The organism is Pseudoalteromonas xiamenensis (assembly GCF_030994125.1).
GTDB classification, from domain to species: Bacteria; Pseudomonadota; Gammaproteobacteria; order Enterobacterales; family Alteromonadaceae; genus Pseudoalteromonas; species Pseudoalteromonas xiamenensis_B.
The window spans coordinates 3,023,098-3,044,779 of sequence record NZ_CP099917.1 but is presented as its reverse complement, the minus strand read 5'-3'; the positions used below and the strand labels follow the sequence as shown (position 1 = coordinate 3,044,779).

Genomic DNA, 21,682 nt, shown 5'->3' with positions numbered 1-21,682 from the left:
TGAATTCAGTTAAGTGCGCAAGGTAATAATGGCTTTTAACCTTGCGCTACCAAAGCTACTCATTTTTTCAAAATCGGCTTTAGCAATTGGCACATGTTGGCAATCAATGGCGACCTGATTAGTTGCAAGCTCAGGGTCATGGACATAGATACTGTGACTGTCCATCGCGGTCACACACACCCAATGTGGCGCTTTTTTGCCATCTAAACGATACGTGCTGATAAGCGCAAGCACTCGTACATTGTCGTTAAGCATACTTTCAAGACTGGCCAGCTTTATATCTTCATAATTCAGAGCAACACCACAATCCTTCGCTTTCGCTACAAAATCCTCATGCACCAACGCCATGATGTTCTTTTTCTTGTCACTTCGAACACCGTCCAGAAATAGAGGCTCACTCGTGCTTAAATAAACGGCTGAATTGAATCCTCGATACTGAGCAGACAACGCCAATCCAATCGGATGACATCCACCGTGACCACTGGTCATAAATATGGTGGTCGCCTCACGCCAAATTTCTAATTCCTCCAGTTGAGATGGCTCAAACTGAGTGGATAAGCTGCCCATCGCCATCATCAATGCAGCTGGACCGCAGGTGAACTCGGTTGTTTGCATATACCACGGCACATTGAACTGCACGCCATCACCACTAAAATGGGCAATTTGCTTTTGCATACGCAGCGCTTCACTGCCATCACCATAGTAATCGCTGTAAGCGCCAAACGTTTTATAGCCAAATTTTTGGTAGAGTTTTATGGCTTTTTGGTTATTGATAGAAACCTCTAAGCGTAAGTAACCTCGCCCACGTTGACTTGTTTCCTGTTCAAGTGCACCGAGCAGCATTTCAGCAATACCACGACCTCGCGCCATTGGCGACACCGCAAGCGAATACAAGCGAGCAAGTCGAGTGCCTTTCAAACACCATACTAAGCCATAGCCAAGTACTTGCCCTTCGAGTTCCGCCACTAACAATATCGCGTGCTTCGCACTTATCCAGCGTTTAAAGCTTCGCCGACTCAGCATATCGCTCGAAAAACAATGCTTTTCAAGGTCAGTCAGCGCATTTAAGTCAGACGGTGAAGCAACCCGAATAATCGCGCTTGGTGTGTCTTCCACTTTAAGCGCTGCATTAGTCATTATCTTTGCCTCTTAACTCTAAGCGACGTTGGAATTCAGCCATGATTTGCATGTACAGCTCATCACCTAAATACGCATCTTCCACTTTTGTTTCAATGCTCGGATTGTCGTTCACTTCAATCACATAAGCCTTACCAGCAAGCTCTTTGACATCAACACCATAAAGACCTTTACCGATCACCTTACAGGCCTTTAGTGCGGCTTCAAGCACGGCGCGAGGCACTTCAAAAGTCGGCAATGTTTCCCAACCACCTGAATTAAAACGCTTAGAGTTATGGTTGTATATCTGCCAGTGATTGCGCGCCATAAAGTAACGACAAGCATAAATTGCACGACCATTCAGCACCCCAATACGCCAATCGTACTCGGTGTATAAAAACTCTTGCACCAAAACGAGAGCACTTTCCGCGAGTAACTCACCTAAACGCGCTTCCAATTCCTCTTTGTCTTTTACTTTAAACACGCCCCGAGAGAACGAGCCTTCAGGCATTTTTAAAACCATCGGGTAGCTAAACGTGGTTTCCAGCTGTTCTAAGGTATGCGCCTCTTTATCACTCACCGTTACTGTTTTTAGCGTAGGCACTTTGTTGTAACTAAAGGCATCATGTAGAAATACCTTATTGCAACAACGTAGAATCGACGTTGCGTCATCAATAACGACAATTCCTTTCGCTTCGGCTTTGCTCGCCAATTTGTATGTGACGTGATCAATCGCCGTAGTTTGACGAATAAACAACGCATCATATTGGCTTACGTCTTCTAACGTTTCCGGCGTTTTCACTTCCGCATGAATACCATGTTTACGTGCTGCTTTTACAAATTTCGCAATCGCTTCTTTGTCACTTGGCGGCGAAGGTTCATTCGGGTCAACTAAAATGGCCATTTCCCAACGAGCGTGTTTTGTTGTTTGACCAATATGCCAAGTTGATTCCGCATGAGAGGTTAATTGCGCTAGAAATGCTTGCTTTTCCTCTCCTTCTAATTCACTGAGTGAACCTTGCTTAATACGCACTTGATTCGTTTCAACTAAATACTCTAAATGCAAAATAGGTGCTGGGTATTTCTTATGCGCAATTTGTCCAACTTTTTGCCACGCCGCCTCGTTCGTTTTTCCAAAGAAAACCCAAGTACTCACGTTCGCAATCTTTGCCACTTCACTTAATTGCTTTGCAGTAAGATTGAGATCTAACGTTTCAGAGCGTAATGCATTGATGGTTTTCACTGTTGGCTGAACAACGTGTTTACGAGCCTCTGCCAACAGTGAGCAATAGTAACCTTTACTTAAATATTGCTCGGTATTACACAAGTTGATAATGCGTGTTTTCGGTTCGTCGCGTTTTGGGTAGTCCTGAAGATAACGCTCAAAAGTAAGCGTATTAGGTAGACCTAACTCTTCCACTAATGCTGTTGATTCAACCACAATTAACGTTTTAAGCATGTAAATTCCTAATTAGTACGGGCACGCATACAAGGTATAGTTGAAAATTCGTTGTGCCGACGAATAGTTTTCATTTTTTTGGCAAAAAGAACCAAAAGATCAATCACATGCACTGCAATAGCGGAATTCAGTTGGTCATTCTGCGCACTTTATAAAGCCGATTTACTTTCATCGCAAATGAAATAAATTTCTCGATAAGAGTGAGTAATTTTTATGTATTACACAGTGATTCGGAATGACCAGTAAATACGCTAAAACGCGTAGAAAACTGATATATCACCATGACTAATAAGCATAAAAAAGCCATTGTTAAAAAGAGTAGAACACCACCGAATGATTGCAAAATTACACCACCAATAAATGGTGCTAATGCATAACCCAAAGAACACAAACCAGCTGCGCCAAAATAACTCGCTTTCATCGATTCTGGCGATAGCCTATCTAGCAATACATTTAAATTTGCAAAGAGTATCGCCTCGCCAAGACTTAAAATGGCCATAGCAATTAACCAAGCCGTATAGGAGTTAACGTTAATCGCTGCCATTGTGATCTGCGAAATGAGCAGCAGGAAGCAACCTACTAGCAGCCGATTTTCAATAGACCAGTTGCGCATGAGTGCAAGTAATGGAAACTGTGCGACCACAATTATGGCACCATTCAGGACAATTAAAGACGAAATCAAAAAAGCAAGATCAGGGACATTTTCGCGCGCTAGGTATTGAACAAGGGTAGAATCACTTTGAGCGAAGACCACAAAAACAATAAAATTTGCAGCTAAAACCATTAGGAAACGCTTGTCTCGACGTAAAATAGACAACCAAGTAGAGAAAGCCGGCACGCTCGCACCACCGATTGCCACTGGATGTCGACCTGACCAAAATACCAGTAGCCCTACCCCCATGCCTAAATAGGCCAATGCCGTAAACGCAAACAGACCCACATTGCCATTTAACCCGACCAAAAGCCCAAACAGCGGACCAAACGCAGCACCCACATTCACCAAAAAATACAACGTTTGGTAAGCCAACTCTCGCTGAGATTGGTCCGGTATTTCGTCAGACATTAACGCTTTACTTGGCGCATCCCACAAAGCTCTAGGCATTGTCGCTAACGCGACGAAGGCCATAAATGAGACAAGCGATGTCATAATCGCAAGCCCCAGAAAAGCAATAATACCGAGTGCAATAGCCAACATTAAAATGGGCAAACGCCCAAAACGATCAGCGAGATAACCCGTGAAAAAACCTATTGACGTTGAGAAGACGGCTGACAAACTCAAAAGCCCTCCTACTTCAACGGCGGTCAGACCATATCGCTCATAAAGAATTACCGCAAGAAAAGGCCAAACCATAAAATAAGACGTGCGAATCGCAAAATTACCCAGTAATAATACCCACGTTAGCTTGGTGAACTGTGTCATTGTTTTGATCATGTTGTCACTCCCTTAAAAGTGACTCCACTCTAAAACCTCAATTACCCTTGAGGTAAAGTTTTATTTATGGCTCGGAATAGGAATGTACGTTTGTTGATTAAACCATTCCTGCTCCGTGTTCGATCTTGCCTAATTTGGCAATATCAAACAGTACCTACTTGCTTTTGTATCCCGCTTATTCGAATAAAAAGAAAATGGTTGAATAGCCAGATTCTATTCTACACTTGAAATGGAAAAGGATTTTAGGAGCAAAGATGAAGCTCAAACTTCTAGTCATGTCCCTGTGTGTTTCACTGTCAATTTTACCCTTATTGATTGGGGTGTATTACATCAATTTAAACACGGCTCAATATCATCGAGACCTAATGGCGAAGCAAATCGCATCACTGGCACAAATTGGAAAACGTCGTATTGAAGCGCTTGTCAACGAGACCCAAAATTACACCGCAATGACCGCAAATAATGTTGGGTTAAAGACAGCCCTCACGGGGTGGCTGAATGAACGAACTCAGAACCATTTAGAAACTCTTAAAAATACGCTACTTAATTCAACACAATCATTGAAATCACTGGATCACTTTACGGTGTACAATGCGCTTGGAAATCTAGTGATCACTACCAACTCATCTACTGCGTATACACATGTCTCGCTCGCGAATCCTTTTGAGTTACAGACGGAATTAGTCCCTGATACCTCAGGCGTTCAACTTGTCCATGTTCAACCAATTTACTTCGAGAGGGTGCTTATTGGTTTTATAAGGCTGGCATTTAGTACCGACGCCATCAATGAACTTATCTCAGACAGAACGGGGCTAGGAAAAACGGGTGAATGGCTTTTTGCTATCCAAGACAAAAACGGGGATGCCATATTTGCCGTTCCATTAAAATATGACCCAGATGCAGCTTTTCATCGAAAAGTCGCAAGTATTCGAGAAGATGTTCCAATCATTCAAGCACTGCATGGCAAATCCATTATCATGAATAATGCGCCTGACTACCGAGAAGTCCCCGTCCTTGCTGCGACTCAGTTTATACCCAAATTAGGTTGGGGACTGGTGGTCAAGATTGATGAACAAGAGGTCAATTACCTCACTTTCCAAAACCAAAATCGGGTTATTTACTACAGCCTAATGATGGTCATCTTCGCTATTGTTATCGCGCTTTTACTCGCTAAATACATTCAAAGCCCTCTGCAACTGTTAAAGGACTACGGACATAAGCTACGTACAGGAGAAAAGTTACCAACCAATAGTTATCACGGTTGGCTAGAAGCCAAAGAACTATCTGCAGAGTTTATTGCTATGGCAGAAAAGCTCCGCCACTTAAATGAAGAGCTACGGGATGAAGTCTCTGAGAGAAATCAACAGCTTCAGGCTAGTCATCTACAACTTGCGCAAAATGCGATTGAAGATCCCATAACCGGCCTCTATAACCGCCGATATTTTTACAAGCGTTTTGATGAAGAGCTTGATAGAGCCAAACGGTTTAACCGGCCACTTGGTTTGGCAATATTAGAAATCGACCAATTCCAAATGCTCCTTGAACATTGGGGGGCTGACATTACTGATATTGTTTTGTCTAAAGTCGCCACAGCGATGCGTACTATTACCAAAAAGGCCGATTGCTGTGGGCGACTAAGCGATTCTGAATTTGCCATTTTGCTGCCTGAACAGTCTCGAGACGCGATTGAACTTGCTATGGAAGAGCTCAAAGCGCTGATCTTTGGAAGTTCAATTTCGACGATTAAAGGCACCGTCAAAATATCCTGTAGCATAGGGATTTCTTTTAATGACGACGTGTCCATTTCACAAAGTGACCTTATGCAACGCGCTGGTCATGCCCTGTCTAAAGCAAAACAATTGGGTCGCAACAACCTTGCTGTGTATCAATATGAAGAAGCCGGAGGTACCGTTGAAGACGGAAGCCACCTTTAGCTCCCGGTTCGATTCTCCCTATAGTGACGCCATTGAGCTATTTTGGCTGACGAGATTTCAGCGAGTGCCCAGCTTTTTCTAACCAAGGTTCTTCAGGCCATCTGTGTTTTGGGTATCGTCCCCGCATCTCTTTGGCAACCTCAACGTAGGCATTTCGCCAAAAATGAGCCAAATCGCTTGTGGTTTGTAATGGCCTTAGTGCAGGCGACAATAACTCATAACGTAATGCGACCCTTCCGCCTGCGATGCGCAGCGATTCAACCTCGCCAAACACTTCTTGAAGACGCACGGCGACGGTAGGTACGGCATTACAATAATCAATCCGTACCTTAGTTCCACTTGGCGTTTCATAATAGTCGGGCGCTTCTTGTTCTAAAACTTGCTGCTGCTCCCAGGTTAGATTGCTTTTGAGTAGGCCGAATATGGGCACCTGTTTTAGCGCTTTAAGATTGGTGACATCAGGCAAGTAAGGTAGTAACCATTCAGCCGCAGAATTGACCAGAGTAAGTTCATTAATTTCTGGGAAATCATCGAGGTATTGCGACAACCAATGTGTTCTAGCGACCCATCGCATACACTGCTCGTTCCAATTCAACAGCGAAAGCCCTTCTTCGCTTAATAACGAGGCGATACATGTTTTAAACGTCATAGGACTTGGCGATGGTAAATTTTCGCTTTTTACCGTCAACTGTTGAAAACGCAATTCTCGTCTTCCCACCAATTTTTCTTTTGTGGCGTCGAGTTGCCAGCGCTCTTCCCTCACTAAGTGCGATTGCAGTGCCTCTAGTAGTAAAGGCTCTGATACCGGCTCAGCCAAATAAATTAAACCATCTTTATTTTGTCCATCGCAATCCACTACGACCAACCAGTCATGTTTGCAAAGAGGATCATCTGCTTTTAGACGTACACCACGACCATTCGCGAGCGTGTAGCGAGCACGTTCACTCGGGCTTTGTTTCGCTATTCTATCTGGAAAGGCCACGAGCAAGAGGCGAGCGATCAGTTCGGACAATTCTGTTGGAGAGTAGGTACTCTCAACCGGTTTCGCGTCACTTTTATGCTTAATAGATTGAAGAATTTGCTGAACAATGTTCTTTCGAACACCAAATATAGCTTGTCTTTGTAACCCCTCTAGTACCACCAGAATTCGGTCTAATAGTTGCGCTGAATGTGGCGCTAAGAGTAAATCTCGTTCTTGCAATACGGCGAGTAAAATCGAAGCAACGTGCTTCTCACTCTCGTTGCAAGCTGCGAGTTTTATTGCACTAAGTCTTGGCTCTGCCGGAATTGCATGAGCTTTAAGCCCAAGTTCGGTCAGTTTATTTGCATCAGACAAAAATCCAAGCTGACGGTTTAGCGTTTGTGCTGATTCAAAGTGCAACAATGGAGGCGCGCTCAACCAATTTGCTTCATCAAATCGAGCGATTCCCCATTTCGCTAATTCCAGCACAACGCCATCCAAATCCGTTGTCATGACCTCTTCTTTGGGGAAGGCGGCGAATGTTGAATGTTCCTGAGAAGACCACAAACGGACACATAATCCAGCTTGAGTACGACCTGCACGTCCCGCCCTTTGCACGGCAGACGAAAGCGCAATGCGTTGCGTATCCAATCGCGACAAGCCGGATTTAACGTCGAAGTTGATACGCTTTTCTAACCCCGAATCGATTACGATGGTGATATTTGGAATAGTCAAACTCGTTTCAGCAATATTGGTGCTGAGAATAATACGTCGCAGGCCACTTATCCCCCCATTTAGAATGTGCATTTGCTCATTCAAAGGCATCGCGCCAAATAGGGTAAGTAATTCAACCTCATCAGCGAATTCTTCTTTTAACAAGTTATAGACGCGGCTAATGTCGCCTTGACCCGGTAAAAAGACAAGGACATCGCCTTTTGGCATGGCAGACATGGCATAGTTGAGTGCCTTACTAACTTGCTTAGCGATTGGCTGATTATCCGAAGGTTGATAAACCGTTTCTACGGGAAAGACTCGCCCTTCGCAGGCCAAAATGGGCGCTCTATCAAGATATTCGCTGACAAATTCGCTGTCCATGCTCGCTGACATCACAAGAATACGTAAGTCATCACGAAACCCTAATCGAATTTCTTGACTCAACATCAATGCTAAGTCGGCGTGAATAGAGCGTTCATGGAACTCGTCGAAAATCAGTAATGCGGTATCAGATAACTCAGGGTCAGATTGGATGCGGCGTGTTAACACGCCTTCTGTAACAATTTCCAATTTTGTTTTTGCCGACACCTTAGATTCATTGCGGATCTGATAACCCACGGTTTCTCCAATCGCTTCTCCCAATTGCTTTGCCAAATAACCGGCAATCGATTTTACAGCGACTCGGCGCGGCTCCAACATAACGATTTTTTTGCCACCCAACCAGGTAGCACTGAGTAACGACAACGGAACAGCCGTTGATTTACCGGCCCCAGGTTCGGCTTCAAGAACGAGAGTTCCTTTAGCCTCAAGCAACTGGGCAATTTGAGAAAGGTGTTGGTGAATTGGTAACACGGATTCTTCGCATTTAAATCATCTTAATTAGGATTATACGACATCACCATGTTGCGTGAAACGCCGTAATCTTTGTGGTTAGGTTTCTAACATCACTTGGCTGTGACTTGCAAAAACCTTTAACTCGCCGCTTCGGATGAGTACTCTTGCCTGTTTTGAGAAAACTTCCGCATTTTGGTACGCGTCTGGATGTAACAATTGCGCTATCCCCATCCAAGCGTTACGACGCGTTTCTTTTGCAATGTACAAACCGACATCGGCCAGTTCCAAAGTTTGCTCCCAATTTAACCATTTATCGCGTTCAGGCACGAGCGGTAACGGTGCAAATCCAATTGAACACGTGCAGGTTAAGATGTGATCATTTATCACAAATGGATAACTACTGACCTGCAATCGAATACGCTCTGCGACCTCACATGCCTCTTGTCGTGACATGTCAGGCATAAGTAACAAAAATTCCTCTCCTCCCCAACGTACCACGATATCTGAATGTCGAGTGCACTGTTTTAGAATTTCCGCAAAACGTTGCAAAATGACATCACCCGCAGCATGACCGTAAGTGTCGTTAATACGCTTAAAATGATCTATGTCGACCAAACAAAGAACGCTTTCTCTTTGCTGAGTTTTACTGATAAAACCATCAATTACACTAAAGAAATAATGGCGATTTCTAAGTCCCGTCAAACTATCGGTAAAACTCAAGGCTTGTAAACGTTCGTTGCGCTCAGCAAGCTCCGCGGTTCTGGCTTGTACTTGTTGTTTAAGGACTATTAAATAGCGCTTGTTTTGCCAGCGCCAATACAAAAAACCACCGACACCAAACAGTAACAGCGCCAATAAAATCCACCGCTGTTGCGTGAGTCTCGCATTTTCTAGTTGCTGTTGCTGCCACTCTAATTTTTGGGCCTGCTGTGCGTTATCACGCTCGAGCACAGTTAATTGCTGTTTTTGCTGCGCGACGGAAAACTGCGCCTCCAACTGAAGCACTTTGTTACTGCGTTTTTGCAAGTTGATGGCGCGCTCAGTCATCAAGGCACGTTGAATATAGAGATGGGCTTGTTTGTACTGCTGTTGCTGTACATGCGCATTAGCCAGAATTTGCTGTAACTCCCCTTGTTCGGTGAGGTAACGCGTATCAAATGTTTGTTGTAGTTCTTTGGTTGCCAAAAGTTCAGCCTGATAGAATTCCCCTGCTTGAAGGTGACACTTGGCAAGCAATATCTGGTATTCAATCTGCTCTTTAGAGGTATACACTTGTCGAAGCGACTTAACCTCGAGTAACGCTCGACGTGCGGCTTCAAATTCGCCACTGGACAATAACCCTCGCGCGTAAAGTAACGTCACTTTTGCTTTTAGGTCATCTGGTAAGTTAGCTTGCTCAAAGAGCGGGCGCATCTTCGCAACCACCTCTCGATAGCTGCCTTTAAATTGCAATATCTGTGCTTGCCAAAGCGATAGAAGGTAAGTTGGCGTGCCGCTAATTTGACTTCTTTTCAGTGTTTTCGCAATTTTGTGCAAATAGCGTTCAGCGGCGTCAAATCGTTCCAATTCCACTTCAAGCTCAACAAAGGCAAAGTAAACATCAATAATACGTTGTTCATCATGACTTTTTTCAGCAAGTGCCAAGGCCTCAAAGTGCATGACTAGAGCATCTTTGTACGCTCCATATTGCTCAAACAATGCCCCTTCAAGAAGATAAGAATCAATGACAATGGACACATCGCCAGAACTTTTAGCTTGCTCGCGAAAAACACGAATTCTGGGCAAAAGCGATAAGTCGTAATCTCGACGCACTGCTCGTCGTAATTCATCGTACACGACGTTGAGTTGTTGCCGCTGTTCAGAAATACCAATAACTTGGCCATTTACCTCTTGCGCCTGTACACAATTTAACGCGCTTTGGATAAGAATGAATAACAATACACAACGCTTCATCGCTACCTTCCTGAACGGGCATTTGTAGGCAACATTGCCGCATTTACGGGCTTCCAATGTGCGACTCTGGAATTAATAAACCCCGACTCACGTAATGCTCGTTCAATCGTCCCCCGTTCTTTCAAGATCCGAAGTCCTTTGTTCAACGCCTTAAATACTCGCTCTCCATCAGGATGTTGTTTACTTACAACAAAATGGCGAGAATCTGGTAGCAGCACTTTGAGGTTATTGATAGGAACGTATTCGCGCCCTTCAAAATTCATCGTTAACGATTCACTGACACTGAAATTGACCAACATGGCGTCAACCACTTGGTTTTCCACCATGTTTAACATGGTTTCCCAAGGACCTATGAAGCTAATCAAATTAACAGGTAAGTTATTAAGTGCGTGCCAATCAACCTGCCAACGAGGGTTGGCAACGACGGTTATTTGATCTAATCGTTCTGCGGGTAGGTCTTGTAAAGCAACATTCCGTTTTGTTACGTAAAGGCCAGCTTCATACTGACCAACCTCAACCAGTGGTTCGCTCACAAAAAGAGACCCTTTTAAATCAATAATGTCTTCATGCCAGACTGTACGGCCAATTAGCACGCTATCCCCCGCTATCAACGCGCTGTATTCAAGTGTGTTAACTGCAGTCTGAGGTCGAAACTCCAATGGCCTACTTTCACCACCTAAACTCAACGCTTGTTGAAGTAATACCATCTCAATTATTTCGATGTGTGAGCCCTTCGTGCTGGGGTAGAAATGTTCAAGCTCAAGCGGGCTGCGACCAGCAAGAAATTCGTGATAACGAGAAGAGAAATTTTCACTCGTTAAAATATCCACCACGATAGAGGTATTTGCTTGAATTGGCATCACCACCAGCAAAGCAATGAGTTGAATAAACTGCTTCAAATACCTTTCCTCATTCGTTGACCGATAATACAAGTTCGCTTTTCACAACCGGTCCCATTTTAACCAATTGAAAACACATTTCACGATAAAATTAAACCTTTTTCATTATTTTTAATGCAACTACTTCAAAAAACAGAACAAACGCATCAAATTAACGATTAAATTTTAGTCTACTTAAGAGGGGTTATAGGTACATTGTCGTGCAATGATGGACGAAGCCACTGGTTTCGGAGTAAGTGGGATAAACAAACTAGTGTGAAGGTAAAATGAAAAAGCCCGACTACGTCGGGCTACACATTACTCAGGGGCTGATTTTCCGAGTAGATAAGCTTTGCCATTCGCCATTACATAATAGTTAATGGGCACAAGAATTAACGTAATAAAAGTTGCAAATAAAATCCCAAAACCAAGGCTTACGGCCATCGGTATTAAGAATTGCGCTTGCGTGGAGCGCTCAAACAAGAGCGGCATCAACCCGATGAATGTCGTCAATGACGTAAGCATAACAGGTCTAAATCTCGATACGCCTGCGGTGAGCAACGCTTCTTTAATTGGGGTACCGTTTTTTCGAGCGGTGTTAATAAAATCGACCAAAACAAGGCTATCGTTCACCACAACACCTATTAACGCCAAAATACCCAGTAAGCTCATCATGGTGAGGTCCATACCCATGATCAAATGTCCCGCAATAGCACCAATCGCGCCAAACGGGATAACCGACATGACCACCAGCGGTTGGCCATAGCTTTTAAACGGAATAGCCAGCAGCGCGTAGATTGCAAACAGCGTAAACAGTAGCCCTATTTCTAAACTCCCCACAGATTGACGCTGTTCTTTTGCTTCACCTTCTAGCGTATAACCGACACCCGGATATTGTGCCGTTAGGTCAGCCAGAAACTGATTTAAATCAGCTTGCAACGCCGTCATGTTAACACTTTGCTTATCAATATCTGCAGTAACGTTCAATGTTCTGTAGCGATCAATACGATAAATCGACGCAGGACTTTGACCTGCTTTGAAGGTTGCAACCTGTCCAAGCGGCACTTGCTTACCTGTCGGCGTAGAAATCAAAAACGCCCCCAGTTGTGCTAAAGAAACACGTTCATCGGTTGGCAATCTTACCATTACGCGCACATCATCGCGCCCTCGCTGAATACGTTGAACTTGCGAACCATAAAAGGCGTTGCGAACCTGACGTAACACATCTGCACGGTTTAAACCAAGCGCTAAGCCAACGTCATTCAAATCAATTTGAACTTCCTGCTTACCGTCTGAAAGGCTGTCCGCAATATCAAACACGCCCTCAAAATGGTTGAGCTTTTCTTTGATTTTCTCCGCAACAAGGCTCAATTCATCTAGATTATTGCCCGTAAGTTGGACATCAATTGGGTCACTAATGCGGCCAAACTCGGCTCTGAAGGTCAGCATTTCAGCACCCGCAACTGGACCGATAAGCTGTCGCCACTCGTTGACCAGTTGTACGCTGCTTACATCCATCACTCGGACTTCGGGTGATTGAATTTCGAAACGAACCCGCCCTGTTGAGGAGCTGTTGCTAGAACCAGATGAACCCGACGATGACAGCACGTTTAAAATAACACTTTGCCCTGTTTCTGAGTCAGTGTACTTGTCTTTCAATTCGAGCGCCGCTTTTACCATGCGATCAATGTGACCGTCCGTCACTTCAAACGGTGTTCCCGTGGGCATTGTTAGGTTTACTCGAGCGGTTTCCGATTCAATTCGAGGGAAGAAGACAAAACGCATCCACCCTGACATAATCATGGCAACAATCACAATGAAAATACCGCTGAAACCAAGCAAAGTGCTCGTTTTGTTATTTAAACACCAACGTAAAATTGGCTGATAGTATTTCAAAATGGATTGTTCAAACCCGTTCGCAAACTTTTGCTGCCAACGGCTAAAACCGCTCACGGAATCGCCATTTTTTTGCTTCAAATACTTAAGATGTGCTGGCAATACAAATTTGGATTCCACCAGTGAAAACAATAAAACCGGGATCACGACCACGGCGATTTGCGCAAACATCGCGCCACGTTGACCTTCAATCATCAGCATGGGAATGAAAGCCACAACAGTGGTAAGTACCCCGAACGTTACGGGCGTTGCGACTTCTTGTGTACCGTGAATTGCTGCATCTAAACCTGACTTTCCTTGTTGCATATGTCGAAACACGTTCTCTCCGGTCACAATTGCATCATCAACGACAATTCCCAGTACAAGAATAAAACCAAAAAGGCTCACTAAATTTAGGGAGATATTGAAATAGGCCATCGCTAAAAAGGCGCCAGTGAAACTGATCGGGATCCCAATAAACACCCAAAATGCAATCGCAGGGCGAAGGAACAAAGTCAACAATGCAAGGACCAAAATACCGCCTTGGATGGCATTAGAGGTAAGTGTCGCGAGGCGTTTTTTAACGACTTCAGAATCATCATCCCAATAGGTTAGTTTCACACCGTCTGGTAGGGTGGCTTGTTTCTTTATGGCAAAGGCTTTAGCGGCATCCGCCACATCAATCGCACTTTGCTCACCCACACGATACACTTGAATAAGCGCAGCCGGTTCACCGTTAAATCGTGTTAGCAACGGTGTTTCTTCAAAATTATCGGCAATCGTCGCGATATCGCCTAACCGCACTAAGCTGCCGTCTTCAGCTGTCTTTACAATAATTTGCGCAAATTCTTCTTTTTGATAGGCCTGACCTTTCGAACGTAAAAGAATTTCACCACTTTGCGTTTTTACGTTCCCTGCTGAAATATCTTGAGAGCTGTTGCTGATGAGCGTGCTAATTTTTGCCAGTGATAAATCATACTGACGAAGCGTATCTTGGCTTACATTTATCGCGATCTCATAATTACGAACACCTTGAAGACTGACTTGCGTGATCCCTCCTTCACGTAGTAAGTCATCACGTAAATGTTCAACCAGCGTTCTTAGCTCTCGTTCTTGCAGCGGACCTGATAACGCTAAGTTAATGACTTCCCGGTTTCGCTGCGCCAACGCAATACGTGGGCGTTCAGCGTCAATGGGTAACGTTGAAATTGCATCGACACGACTTTTGACGTCGGCTAAAAGTTCACGAGGGTCATAACCTGATTGCGTTTCTATCGTCACGCTAGCACTGCCCTCTGTAGAGCGACTGGTGATCCGTTCAATACCTTCCAAGTCTGCAACCGCTTCTTCAATGCGAATAGTCACGCCTCGCTCAGCATCTTCAGGAGTAGCACCGCGAAGTGACACGGACACAGATATTTTGTCACTGACCGTGTCTGGGAAAACTTCAAGCGGTATGTCCTTAAGCAGACTCATCAACCCCACAAACAGCAAACTGAGCATTAACAGGTTAGCTGCGACATGATTTCGAGCAAACCAAGCTATCATGCTGACTCTCCTGATTTTTGGCGAGGCTTCCCATCATGTTTGCGCTCACCTTTCCCTTTTTCAGCGGCATTGCGAGGTTTAGTCGGTCTTGCTTCAAGTGCAACGCCATCTTTTTCCACGATATTTACTGCTGTTCCACTGACCACTTGACCAAGCGGACTAATAACCAACTCATCGCCTGCTTGCAATCCGCTATCAACAACACTGTGAGAATCATTCTGCCAAGCCAGTTTCAAATCTCTACGCTGCAATCGTCCTTCATTGACAACGAAAACATAACTATTTTGGTAAAGCGCTTTGTTAGGAATTAGCAGTTGTTCATCCTTTGTTTTACCTTGAATCTGTGCGGTTACGTACTGCCCTATTTTTAGTGGCATTTTGTTTTTGTGTTGAGCACTGAACGGATCATCAATTTGTGCGATAACGTATAATTGCTGTGCATTACTATCAATTGCCGATTCAGTACGAACGATGCGACCTTCCCAAATTTCAGGCTGTCCAAACAGGGTAGAACGAATACTCACGCGCGGTAACTCCGCACGTGATTCTCCGTCACGATAATGCTCTGGTAACGAAATAAATGGCAAGTCGCGTTGTTTCAACGGTAATCGAACCTCGACGTAATCTGTCGCATAGACCTCAGCAAGTTGCGTGTTATTTCCCGCAAGTTGACCTACATCGACCTTTTTACTGAGAACACGGCCATTAAACGGCGCCATAATTTGAGTACGAGACAAGGCAAGTTCGGCAGTGGCTAATTCCGCTTTGGCTGACAATAACTTGGCTTCGGCTGCAGCCAATTGAGGTTTACGAAGTACTAACGCGGATGGTGTTTTACCTTGATTTCCGAGACGCAACCAATCTTGAAGTGCCTGTTCACCACGCGCTTTTTCTTCTATCAATGCTTGGTCCGCGCTCATCACGTTTGCTTTTGCGGTCTGCACTTTTGCTTGATAATCACGGTCATCAAGTTTGACGAGTACATCACCTTGGTTGAAAAAGCCACCTTCGCGGAATTGGCTACTTAACCACACAACTTCGCCACTCACTTGGCTTTGTAAAAGCGATTGAGTACGAGGTCTCAACACCCCAAATGAATTAAGTGTAAACCGATATGGTTCAGCCGTTATAGTTTGTACTTGAACATTAATTGCCGGAACTGGCGGCGCTTTGCGACGTTTTGCCTCCGGCTTCATAAAATGGATCAATGCCAGAATAGTGACGATAGCGATAACAATCGCGGCAGATAAACGATACTTAGGATTCATCTTAAGATTCCAAATTAAGCGAGAACAAAGCCGAGAGCGGTCGTCCCAATGCTGTTTCTAAATTGATAATTTGTTGACGTTGCTCAGTCGATAACGTGATTTTCGTCACTTCAGCATCCAATGCTCGTTTTTGTGCATCCAGTACGGTTGTGAAGCTCACCAGTCCTTTTTGATATTGTGAAAACGACAGTTCTTGGGCCATGCGCGCATTCTCAAGCGCGACTTCCGCTAAACCCACCCGCTCGCCAATGGCGTGGTAATTTGCGAGCTCCACTTCTATTTCACCGTAGGCTTTATTTAAGGTGTCTTGAAGTTTACTCTTAGCAATACGTTCGTTACTTTGTGAACGTGCATATTCGTTGGCAAGCCTACCTCCATCAAACAAAGGCTGTGATAAATTGACGACCCAGGACCACAAAAAATCCCCTTTCAGAAGCGACTTAAACTCATCGGCACTGTATCCGCCAGATGCTGTCAATTTGAAATTGGGAAACTGTGCTTTGAAAGATGCCGCTGATGCCTTATTGGCCGCCAATAATTCATACCAAGCCGCCTGTACATCCGGTCGATTTAGCGCCGTATCACTCCCGAGCGAATCATAGTTGGCGGCGCTGAACGTTGGCATCGCCGGAGTCAACTTACCTTGAGTCGATTTCACACCTGCCGCAATCTGTAGCTGACTAAATGCTTGAACCAAAGCTTGCTTTTGGCTCACTACACGGCTTTGTTCTGAGGCAACATTATTTCTTGCCAAATACACATCCAAAGCGCTCGTTAAACCTAATTGGTAATTTTCCTCTAGCATCTGCAATTGTTGACCAAGCAATGCGGCCCGCTTTTCATATAAGTCCAACAACGTTTGCGTTTGGATCATCGTTAGAAAAGCAACGCTCACTTGTTTCAGCACGGATTGTTCCGACTGAAAGCTTGTTTGCTTTGCTTGCTCATAGGCCATTACGGCTTGCTGTTCGGAATCATCGAGTTTACCTAACCAATCAAGCTCCCAACTAAAGGACAACGTTAAGTTGTTTCCATTGGCAAGCGCAGTGCTCGTTTTACGTCGACTGTGATCTATCGCGAGCTTGAGATCCGGCAATTGAGCTGCATTTGAATTGGCCAAAGCTAGACTTGCCTGAACTTCCCTTTCTTTAGCTTGGTTTAATGTAGGGCTGTATGAGAGCGCTAAGTTGAGCCAGCCATCGAGAGATTGGAGATTTTCAGGGGAAGAAACTAGCGCTGACTCTGGACGGGTCATGGGTTCGGTGTTTTGAGTGATCTGACAACCTGCCAGTATCATGGACATACACACCAATGAGAGCGTTTTATACATGGGCTAAAAAATCTGTTCCACAATAATTGACGCTAACTGTAGAGAAGCGGTCTCGAATACACAAACATATTTACGCTGATTTACACTCGTTCAGCGGTAAACTGCGTTTGGCCGATTTATGTACCAAAAACAAACGCTAAATCACCAACAAAATGAAATCAAAATGTATACAAAACAAAAGCAAAACATCTTAAAAATGTGAAATATTAGATGCTTTTCAAAATGATTAGAAAACAATCAACAATATCGATGAGTCAAACACACTTTTTCAGCAATAACTAACTAGATAATAAATATACAGTTTGTCTCTTTTACCTCCATTCGTCGCAGTTAATTGTTTCAAATTTTGTATCGCATTTACATTCTTTCACAAATATTTATTATTAAAATTCATGAACTTACAAGAAAACACTTCTTATTGTAAATACATATGCATCATTGTGAAGAATGTTTATTGATTGGGGACTCTCTTTTACATTATAGTCATTACTCTTTTTCATCCCGTTAAGACATCATCATAATTAAATACAATCCAGGGGTAGCTATGTCTAAAACAATAAAAATGTCGTCTGTCGCAGCGGCAGTCAGTGCTGTAATGTTTTCTGGTCTTGCAAATTCTGCGAGTTTCCAAGATTACAACTACCAAAACAAAGCGCCAATTGCGAAGCAATACGCTCAAATTCAAGGTCAAGTTAAGAAAAATGCATCTACAGATGTAACAACTTGGCTTGTTAAATTAAATACACCTTCAATTGCAGACCAAACCATCGCGGGTAATACGGTTGCTCTTGCTCGCCAAAACGTCGAACAAGTTCAGCACTCTGTTGAAAAAGCGATTGTCGATTTAGGTGCAGATTTACAAGTAATCACTAAGACAACTAAACTTGTGAATGCGATTGTTGTAAACGGTAAGAAATCAGACGTTGAACAATTGATTGCTAACCCACTTGTTGAAGCTGTTCTTCCTGTCTACGACTACAAACTAGACGTAGCTGACAGCGCTGACTACATCAAAGCAACGCCACTAGTTCAAGCAGGTACGGCTTCAGGTCAAGGCATCCGTGTAGCAATTTTAGATACCGGCGTTGACTATACTCATAAAGCGTTAGGCGGTTCAGGTAACGTTGCGGATTATGAAGCAGCAGCAGCAGATCCAGCGGATACACCAGCATGGCCACAAGGCAAAATCGTGGGTGGTTACGATTTCTTCCATAACGACCCAGATCCAATCGATGCAGGTTCAAACCACGGTACTCACGTATCGCATTCTGTCGTTGGTATCGCACCAAACGTAGAACTATTTGTTTATTCAGTATGTTCTGAAACGTGTCCAGGTATCGCTCAACTTCACGCACTTGAAGCAGCTATGGATCCAAACGGTGACGGCGATATCTCTGACCGTGTAGACGTTGTTAATATGTCTCTTGGTGGTGATTTTGGCGATAGCAAAGGCGGTGCTGTACAAGAGCTTATCGACAAAGCAGTGAAATTAGGCACAACAGTTGTTATTTCAGCAGGTAACGATGGTCCTACACCATTTATCGTTGGCGGTCCTAGTACAACTGAAAATGCACTTTCTGTTGGTGCGATGACTCACCCAGTTATCAAATCGCCTGAAATGACAAGTCAATTCTTAGGTGAAGCCGCTGAAGTTGGTGTATCTAGCTTCAACCCAGTAAACGAATTTGCGTTTACCAATGAAACGGCACCGTTAGCGTTCGTAGCTACAGGTGAAAACGCATCAGGTGACGCTACTTCGGAAGCGTGTGAAGCGTTCGCGGAAAATGTAGACTTTACAGGTAAAGCTGTACTTGTTGACCGTGGCTCATGTAACTTCACAGCCAAAGTGCTTAATGCTCAAGCTCGTGGCGCTAAATTAGTTATCATCGCAAACCATACGCCTAACGCAGGCCCAACTCGCCCAGGTGGTAGTGCACCAGGTATCGAAATTCCGAGCATTGGTGTAAGTTATGAGCTTGGTAAAGCGCTTAAGGCAGCTCTTGCTTCTGGTGATGTTGCATACTCAGTGAAATCAGAGCTTAAAGACCAACAAGGTGCTATCGCATCATTTACATCTCGCGGCCCATCAATGGACGGCATCTTAAAGCCAGAAATCACAGCGCCAGGTGTTAACATCATGACAGCACACCCAGGTCTTGGTGAAGGCTTGACGCCTGCAAGTGGTACTTCATTCTCAGGCCCTATCACTGCGGGTGCAATGAGTATGCTTCGCGAAGCACTTCCAGCGCGCACAGCTCTAGAAGTTAAAGCAACGATCATGAATGCTGCTAATCTTGATGTTACGATGGAACCTCGTGCAGTAAACCCTGATACAGCACTAGCGCCTATCAGCTACATTGGTTCAGGTCTAGTAGACGTAGAAAAAGCAGCTGCACTTCCAGTTGCGGCATGGGCAAAAGACACAAAGCAAGCTGCGCTTTCTTTTGGTCTTGTAACGCTTAGCGAAGTTACGAGCTATACGAAAACAGTTGAAGTGAAAAACTTCTCAAATGCAGCTAAAACGTATTCACTGTCTTTAGAGCAACGTTTTGCTGATGACATTGAGCGTGGTGCGTTGAGCATGACTTTCCCAGAGTCAATCACCGTTCCTGCTGGTCAGACGATTTCGTTTGATGTTGTTGCAACGGTAGACCCATCTAAACTGCCTGAGTGGACGCTTGACTCAAGCAACATGTACAAGCCAGAAACGACAGCTGACTTAACTACATTGGAACTTGACGGTGCATTAAACTTCTCGGAAGGCGGAAATAAAGCGTTCCATTTAGTTTACCACATGCTTCCAAAAGCAACTTCGGCGGCGTCTGTGGCACCAATGAAAACGGCTAATGGCGTTGAATATGTGTTAACAAACACAGGTGCTGTTGAACTAGAGCCATTCTTTGCACCAACTGTTGCAACGGATGCAGCAAACGACAGCGACCGTTTAGACATTATTGGCGCATCAATTGAAACGATTGAAGTACCAGCGGATTACTGTCCAAGCGGCTATATGACGTTTACTACAATGGTAACTAGTCACCCTATCTCGCACACCTATCAAGGCGGTTTCTTTGCTGATATCGACTTCGCAGCAAAAGGCGAGACTACACCAGATGGTACATACGACGTAACAATTCAAAACGGTAAGTTAGAATGGTTCTATGATTCTGCGGCTTCAGGCACAGCAATCACGTTTACACATCCTTACGACAGTGAAAATGGTAACATCACGGATGTATACTTCACTTCAGGCAACAACTACGTGACGCTATCAAGCTGTATCGAGTCTCTAGGTTTAGACGCGGCATCACTTGCTGAAGGCGTTCCAGCCAAAATTCGCTTCCGTACAGAAGAAGATACGTGGGAACCAGTACCAAGTGCATCTCTTGATGAAGTTAAGGTAGATTACACGTTCAAAGTATCGACAAGCGACGTTGCTGCTCTCGTTGACGATGCTGGTAAGCCACTTGAATCGGCACTTGCAGCTGGTCAGTCAGCGAAACTAGCTTTCTCTGGTGAAAACTTCATGATGCTATCAAGCAACGGTGCAATGCCTCTAAATGCGACACCAATGGCAGACAGTCAGGACGCGCCTATCATCACTGCAGAACAAACGTTCTCAGTAGATGAAAACACAGCTAACGACACTGTTATTGGTGAAGTTGCAGTAAGTTACGCTTCTACATTTGCAAATCCAGTGTCTGAATTCATCGTAACTAAGTCAACGTCTTCCGCTGTTACCGTTAACGCAAGCGGTAAAGTTGTTGTTGCAAACAGCACTCAACTTGACTACGACGCAGGCCTACACAGCATTGAAATCGAAGTAGCTGCGGCTGATACAGCAGGCAACGTGTCTGAGCCAGCAACTATCGTTGTAAATGTTAAGAACTTATTGGATGAAGCAAGCGAGCAACCAGTTATTCCTGTTGTTGTTCCAAACAAGAAATCATCTTCAGGTTCATTGTTCTGGTTATTGCTAGCAGCACCTCTTGCGCTATTCCGTCGTAAGAAGTAATCACTAGAAACGAAAAAAAAAGCCCACGCAATAATGCGTGGGCTTTTTTATTTATACTGGTTTTGTTTTTTAGACGTGGTACGTCGACTTTACCCTAAATACCTTATTTGATGTCAGCTCAGTCAATAAAACGTTAAGCAGCCATTAAATAAGGCACTTGGCCTTTATGCTTTGCAGCGCGTGAATAGCTCCCCTTACCTTTCTTCGCTTTTTCCACTTTGCTCTGAAATAGGACGCTGGTCACAAGCGCTTTCATCGCGTTATCTTTAATCTCACCACGTTTATGATCATGGACCATTTTATTTTTTTTACTCATCTTTTCCTCGAGTTGGTTCTTTTTAAGTTTGCTATTAAAGGCGTACACG

The 21,682-nt window shown here is 44.3% G+C and carries 12 protein-coding genes; 2 read left to right on the top strand and 10 right to left on the bottom strand.

What is annotated here, in order from left to right; genetic code table 11:
- Nucleotides 1-9: 9 nt before the first annotated feature.
- From NI389_RS14065 to NI389_RS14055, 3 genes are all read right to left on the bottom strand, one after another.
- The gene (locus NI389_RS14065; protein WP_308360485.1) at nucleotides 10-1,137 is read right to left on the bottom strand and encodes a peptidase C39 family protein; all 1,128 of its coding nucleotides are present in this window, start codon (nucleotides 1,135-1,137) and stop codon (nucleotides 10-12) included.
- Entirely contained in the window at nucleotides 1,130-2,575 is a 1,446-nt protein-coding gene (locus NI389_RS14060) for a RimK family protein (protein ID WP_308360484.1), read from the bottom strand. The genes NI389_RS14065 and NI389_RS14060 overlap by 8 nt, the downstream gene beginning before the upstream one ends.
- A gap of 211 nt (nucleotides 2,576-2,786) precedes the next feature.
- A complete protein-coding gene (locus NI389_RS14055) occupies nucleotides 2,787-4,007 on the bottom strand; it encodes an MFS transporter (RefSeq protein ID WP_308360483.1) in 1,221 nt (406 codons plus the stop codon).
- Between the two features lie 254 nt (nucleotides 4,008-4,261).
- Between NI389_RS14055 and NI389_RS14050 the strand changes: the two genes are divergently transcribed.
- Complete coding sequence (locus NI389_RS14050; RefSeq protein WP_308360482.1) at nucleotides 4,262-5,941, top strand: sensor domain-containing diguanylate cyclase; 1,680 nt, start codon at nucleotides 4,262-4,264, stop codon at nucleotides 5,939-5,941.
- Between the two features lie 37 nt (nucleotides 5,942-5,978).
- Here the strand turns inward: NI389_RS14050 and hrpB are convergent, their stop codons facing one another.
- The 6 genes from hrpB to NI389_RS14020 all read right to left on the bottom strand — a co-directional run bounded on the left by hrpB (nucleotide 5,979) and on the right by NI389_RS14020 (nucleotide 17,275).
- Nucleotides 5,979-8,468 carry an ATP-dependent helicase HrpB gene (gene hrpB, locus NI389_RS14045; protein ID WP_308360481.1) on the bottom strand — a complete coding sequence of 830 codons (2,490 nt, stop codon included), beginning with the start codon at nucleotides 8,466-8,468 and terminating at the stop codon, nucleotides 5,979-5,981.
- Between the two features lie 78 nt (nucleotides 8,469-8,546).
- Nucleotides 8,547-10,403: a tetratricopeptide repeat-containing diguanylate cyclase gene (locus NI389_RS14040; RefSeq protein WP_308360480.1), complete on the bottom strand. Its 1,857-nt coding sequence runs from the start codon at nucleotides 10,401-10,403 to the stop codon at nucleotides 8,547-8,549.
- Between the two features lie 2 nt (nucleotides 10,404-10,405).
- Nucleotides 10,406-11,302 (bottom strand): hypothetical protein, encoded by an 897-nt coding sequence (locus NI389_RS14035; protein ID WP_308360479.1) that lies wholly within the window; start codon nucleotides 11,300-11,302, stop codon nucleotides 10,406-10,408.
- 297 nt (nucleotides 11,303-11,599) lie between these two features.
- Entirely contained in the window at nucleotides 11,600-14,704 is a 3,105-nt protein-coding gene (locus tag NI389_RS14030) for an efflux RND transporter permease subunit (protein ID WP_308360478.1), read from the bottom strand.
- Nucleotides 14,701-15,972 (bottom strand): efflux RND transporter periplasmic adaptor subunit, encoded by a 1,272-nt coding sequence (locus tag NI389_RS14025; protein WP_308360477.1) that lies wholly within the window; start codon nucleotides 15,970-15,972, stop codon nucleotides 14,701-14,703. Before NI389_RS14025 ends, NI389_RS14030 begins: the two co-directional genes overlap by 4 nt.
- 1 nt (nucleotide 15,973) lies before the next feature.
- Nucleotides 15,974-17,275: a TolC family protein gene (locus NI389_RS14020; RefSeq protein WP_308360476.1), complete on the bottom strand. Its 1,302-nt coding sequence runs from the start codon at nucleotides 17,273-17,275 to the stop codon at nucleotides 15,974-15,976.
- 571 nt (nucleotides 17,276-17,846) lie between these two features.
- On the opposite strand from NI389_RS14020, the gene NI389_RS14015 reads away from it, so the two are divergent.
- Nucleotides 17,847-21,317, top strand: a complete 3,471-nt coding sequence (locus NI389_RS14015) for a S8 family serine peptidase (RefSeq protein WP_308360475.1) — start codon at nucleotides 17,847-17,849, stop codon at nucleotides 21,315-21,317.
- A gap of 133 nt (nucleotides 21,318-21,450) precedes the next feature.
- Here the strand turns inward: NI389_RS14015 and NI389_RS14010 are convergent, their stop codons facing one another.
- Complete coding sequence (locus NI389_RS14010; protein WP_308360474.1) at nucleotides 21,451-21,633, bottom strand: alternative ribosome-rescue factor A; 183 nt, start codon at nucleotides 21,631-21,633, stop codon at nucleotides 21,451-21,453.
- Nucleotides 21,634-21,682: the final 49 nt, after the last annotated feature.

Bases quoted from the DNA above. Each gene is read 5' to 3' on its own strand.
- NI389_RS14065 (WP_308360485.1), bottom strand. From the start codon at position 1,137: ATGACTAATGCAGCGCTTAAAGTGGAAGACACACCAAGCGCGATTATT.
- NI389_RS14060 (WP_308360484.1), bottom strand. From the start codon at position 2,575: ATGCTTAAAACGTTAATTGTGGTTGAATCAACAGCATTAGTGGAAGAG.
- NI389_RS14055 (WP_308360483.1), bottom strand. From the start codon at position 4,007: ATGATCAAAACAATGACACAGTTCACCAAGCTAACGTGGGTATTATTA.
- NI389_RS14050 (WP_308360482.1), top strand. From the start codon at position 4,262: ATGAAGCTCAAACTTCTAGTCATGTCCCTGTGTGTTTCACTGTCAATT.
- NI389_RS14040 (WP_308360480.1), bottom strand. From the start codon at position 10,403: ATGAAGCGTTGTGTATTGTTATTCATTCTTATCCAAAGCGCGTTAAAT.
- NI389_RS14030 (WP_308360478.1), bottom strand. From the start codon at position 14,704: ATGATAGCTTGGTTTGCTCGAAATCATGTCGCAGCTAACCTGTTAATG.
- NI389_RS14025 (WP_308360477.1), bottom strand. From the start codon at position 15,972: ATGAATCCTAAGTATCGTTTATCTGCCGCGATTGTTATCGCTATCGTC.
- NI389_RS14020 (WP_308360476.1), bottom strand. From the start codon at position 17,275: ATGTCCATGATACTGGCAGGTTGTCAGATCACTCAAAACACCGAACCC.
- NI389_RS14015 (WP_308360475.1), top strand. From the start codon at position 17,847: ATGTCTAAAACAATAAAAATGTCGTCTGTCGCAGCGGCAGTCAGTGCT.
- NI389_RS14010 (WP_308360474.1), bottom strand. From the start codon at position 21,633: ATGAGTAAAAAAAATAAAATGGTCCATGATCATAAACGTGGTGAGATT.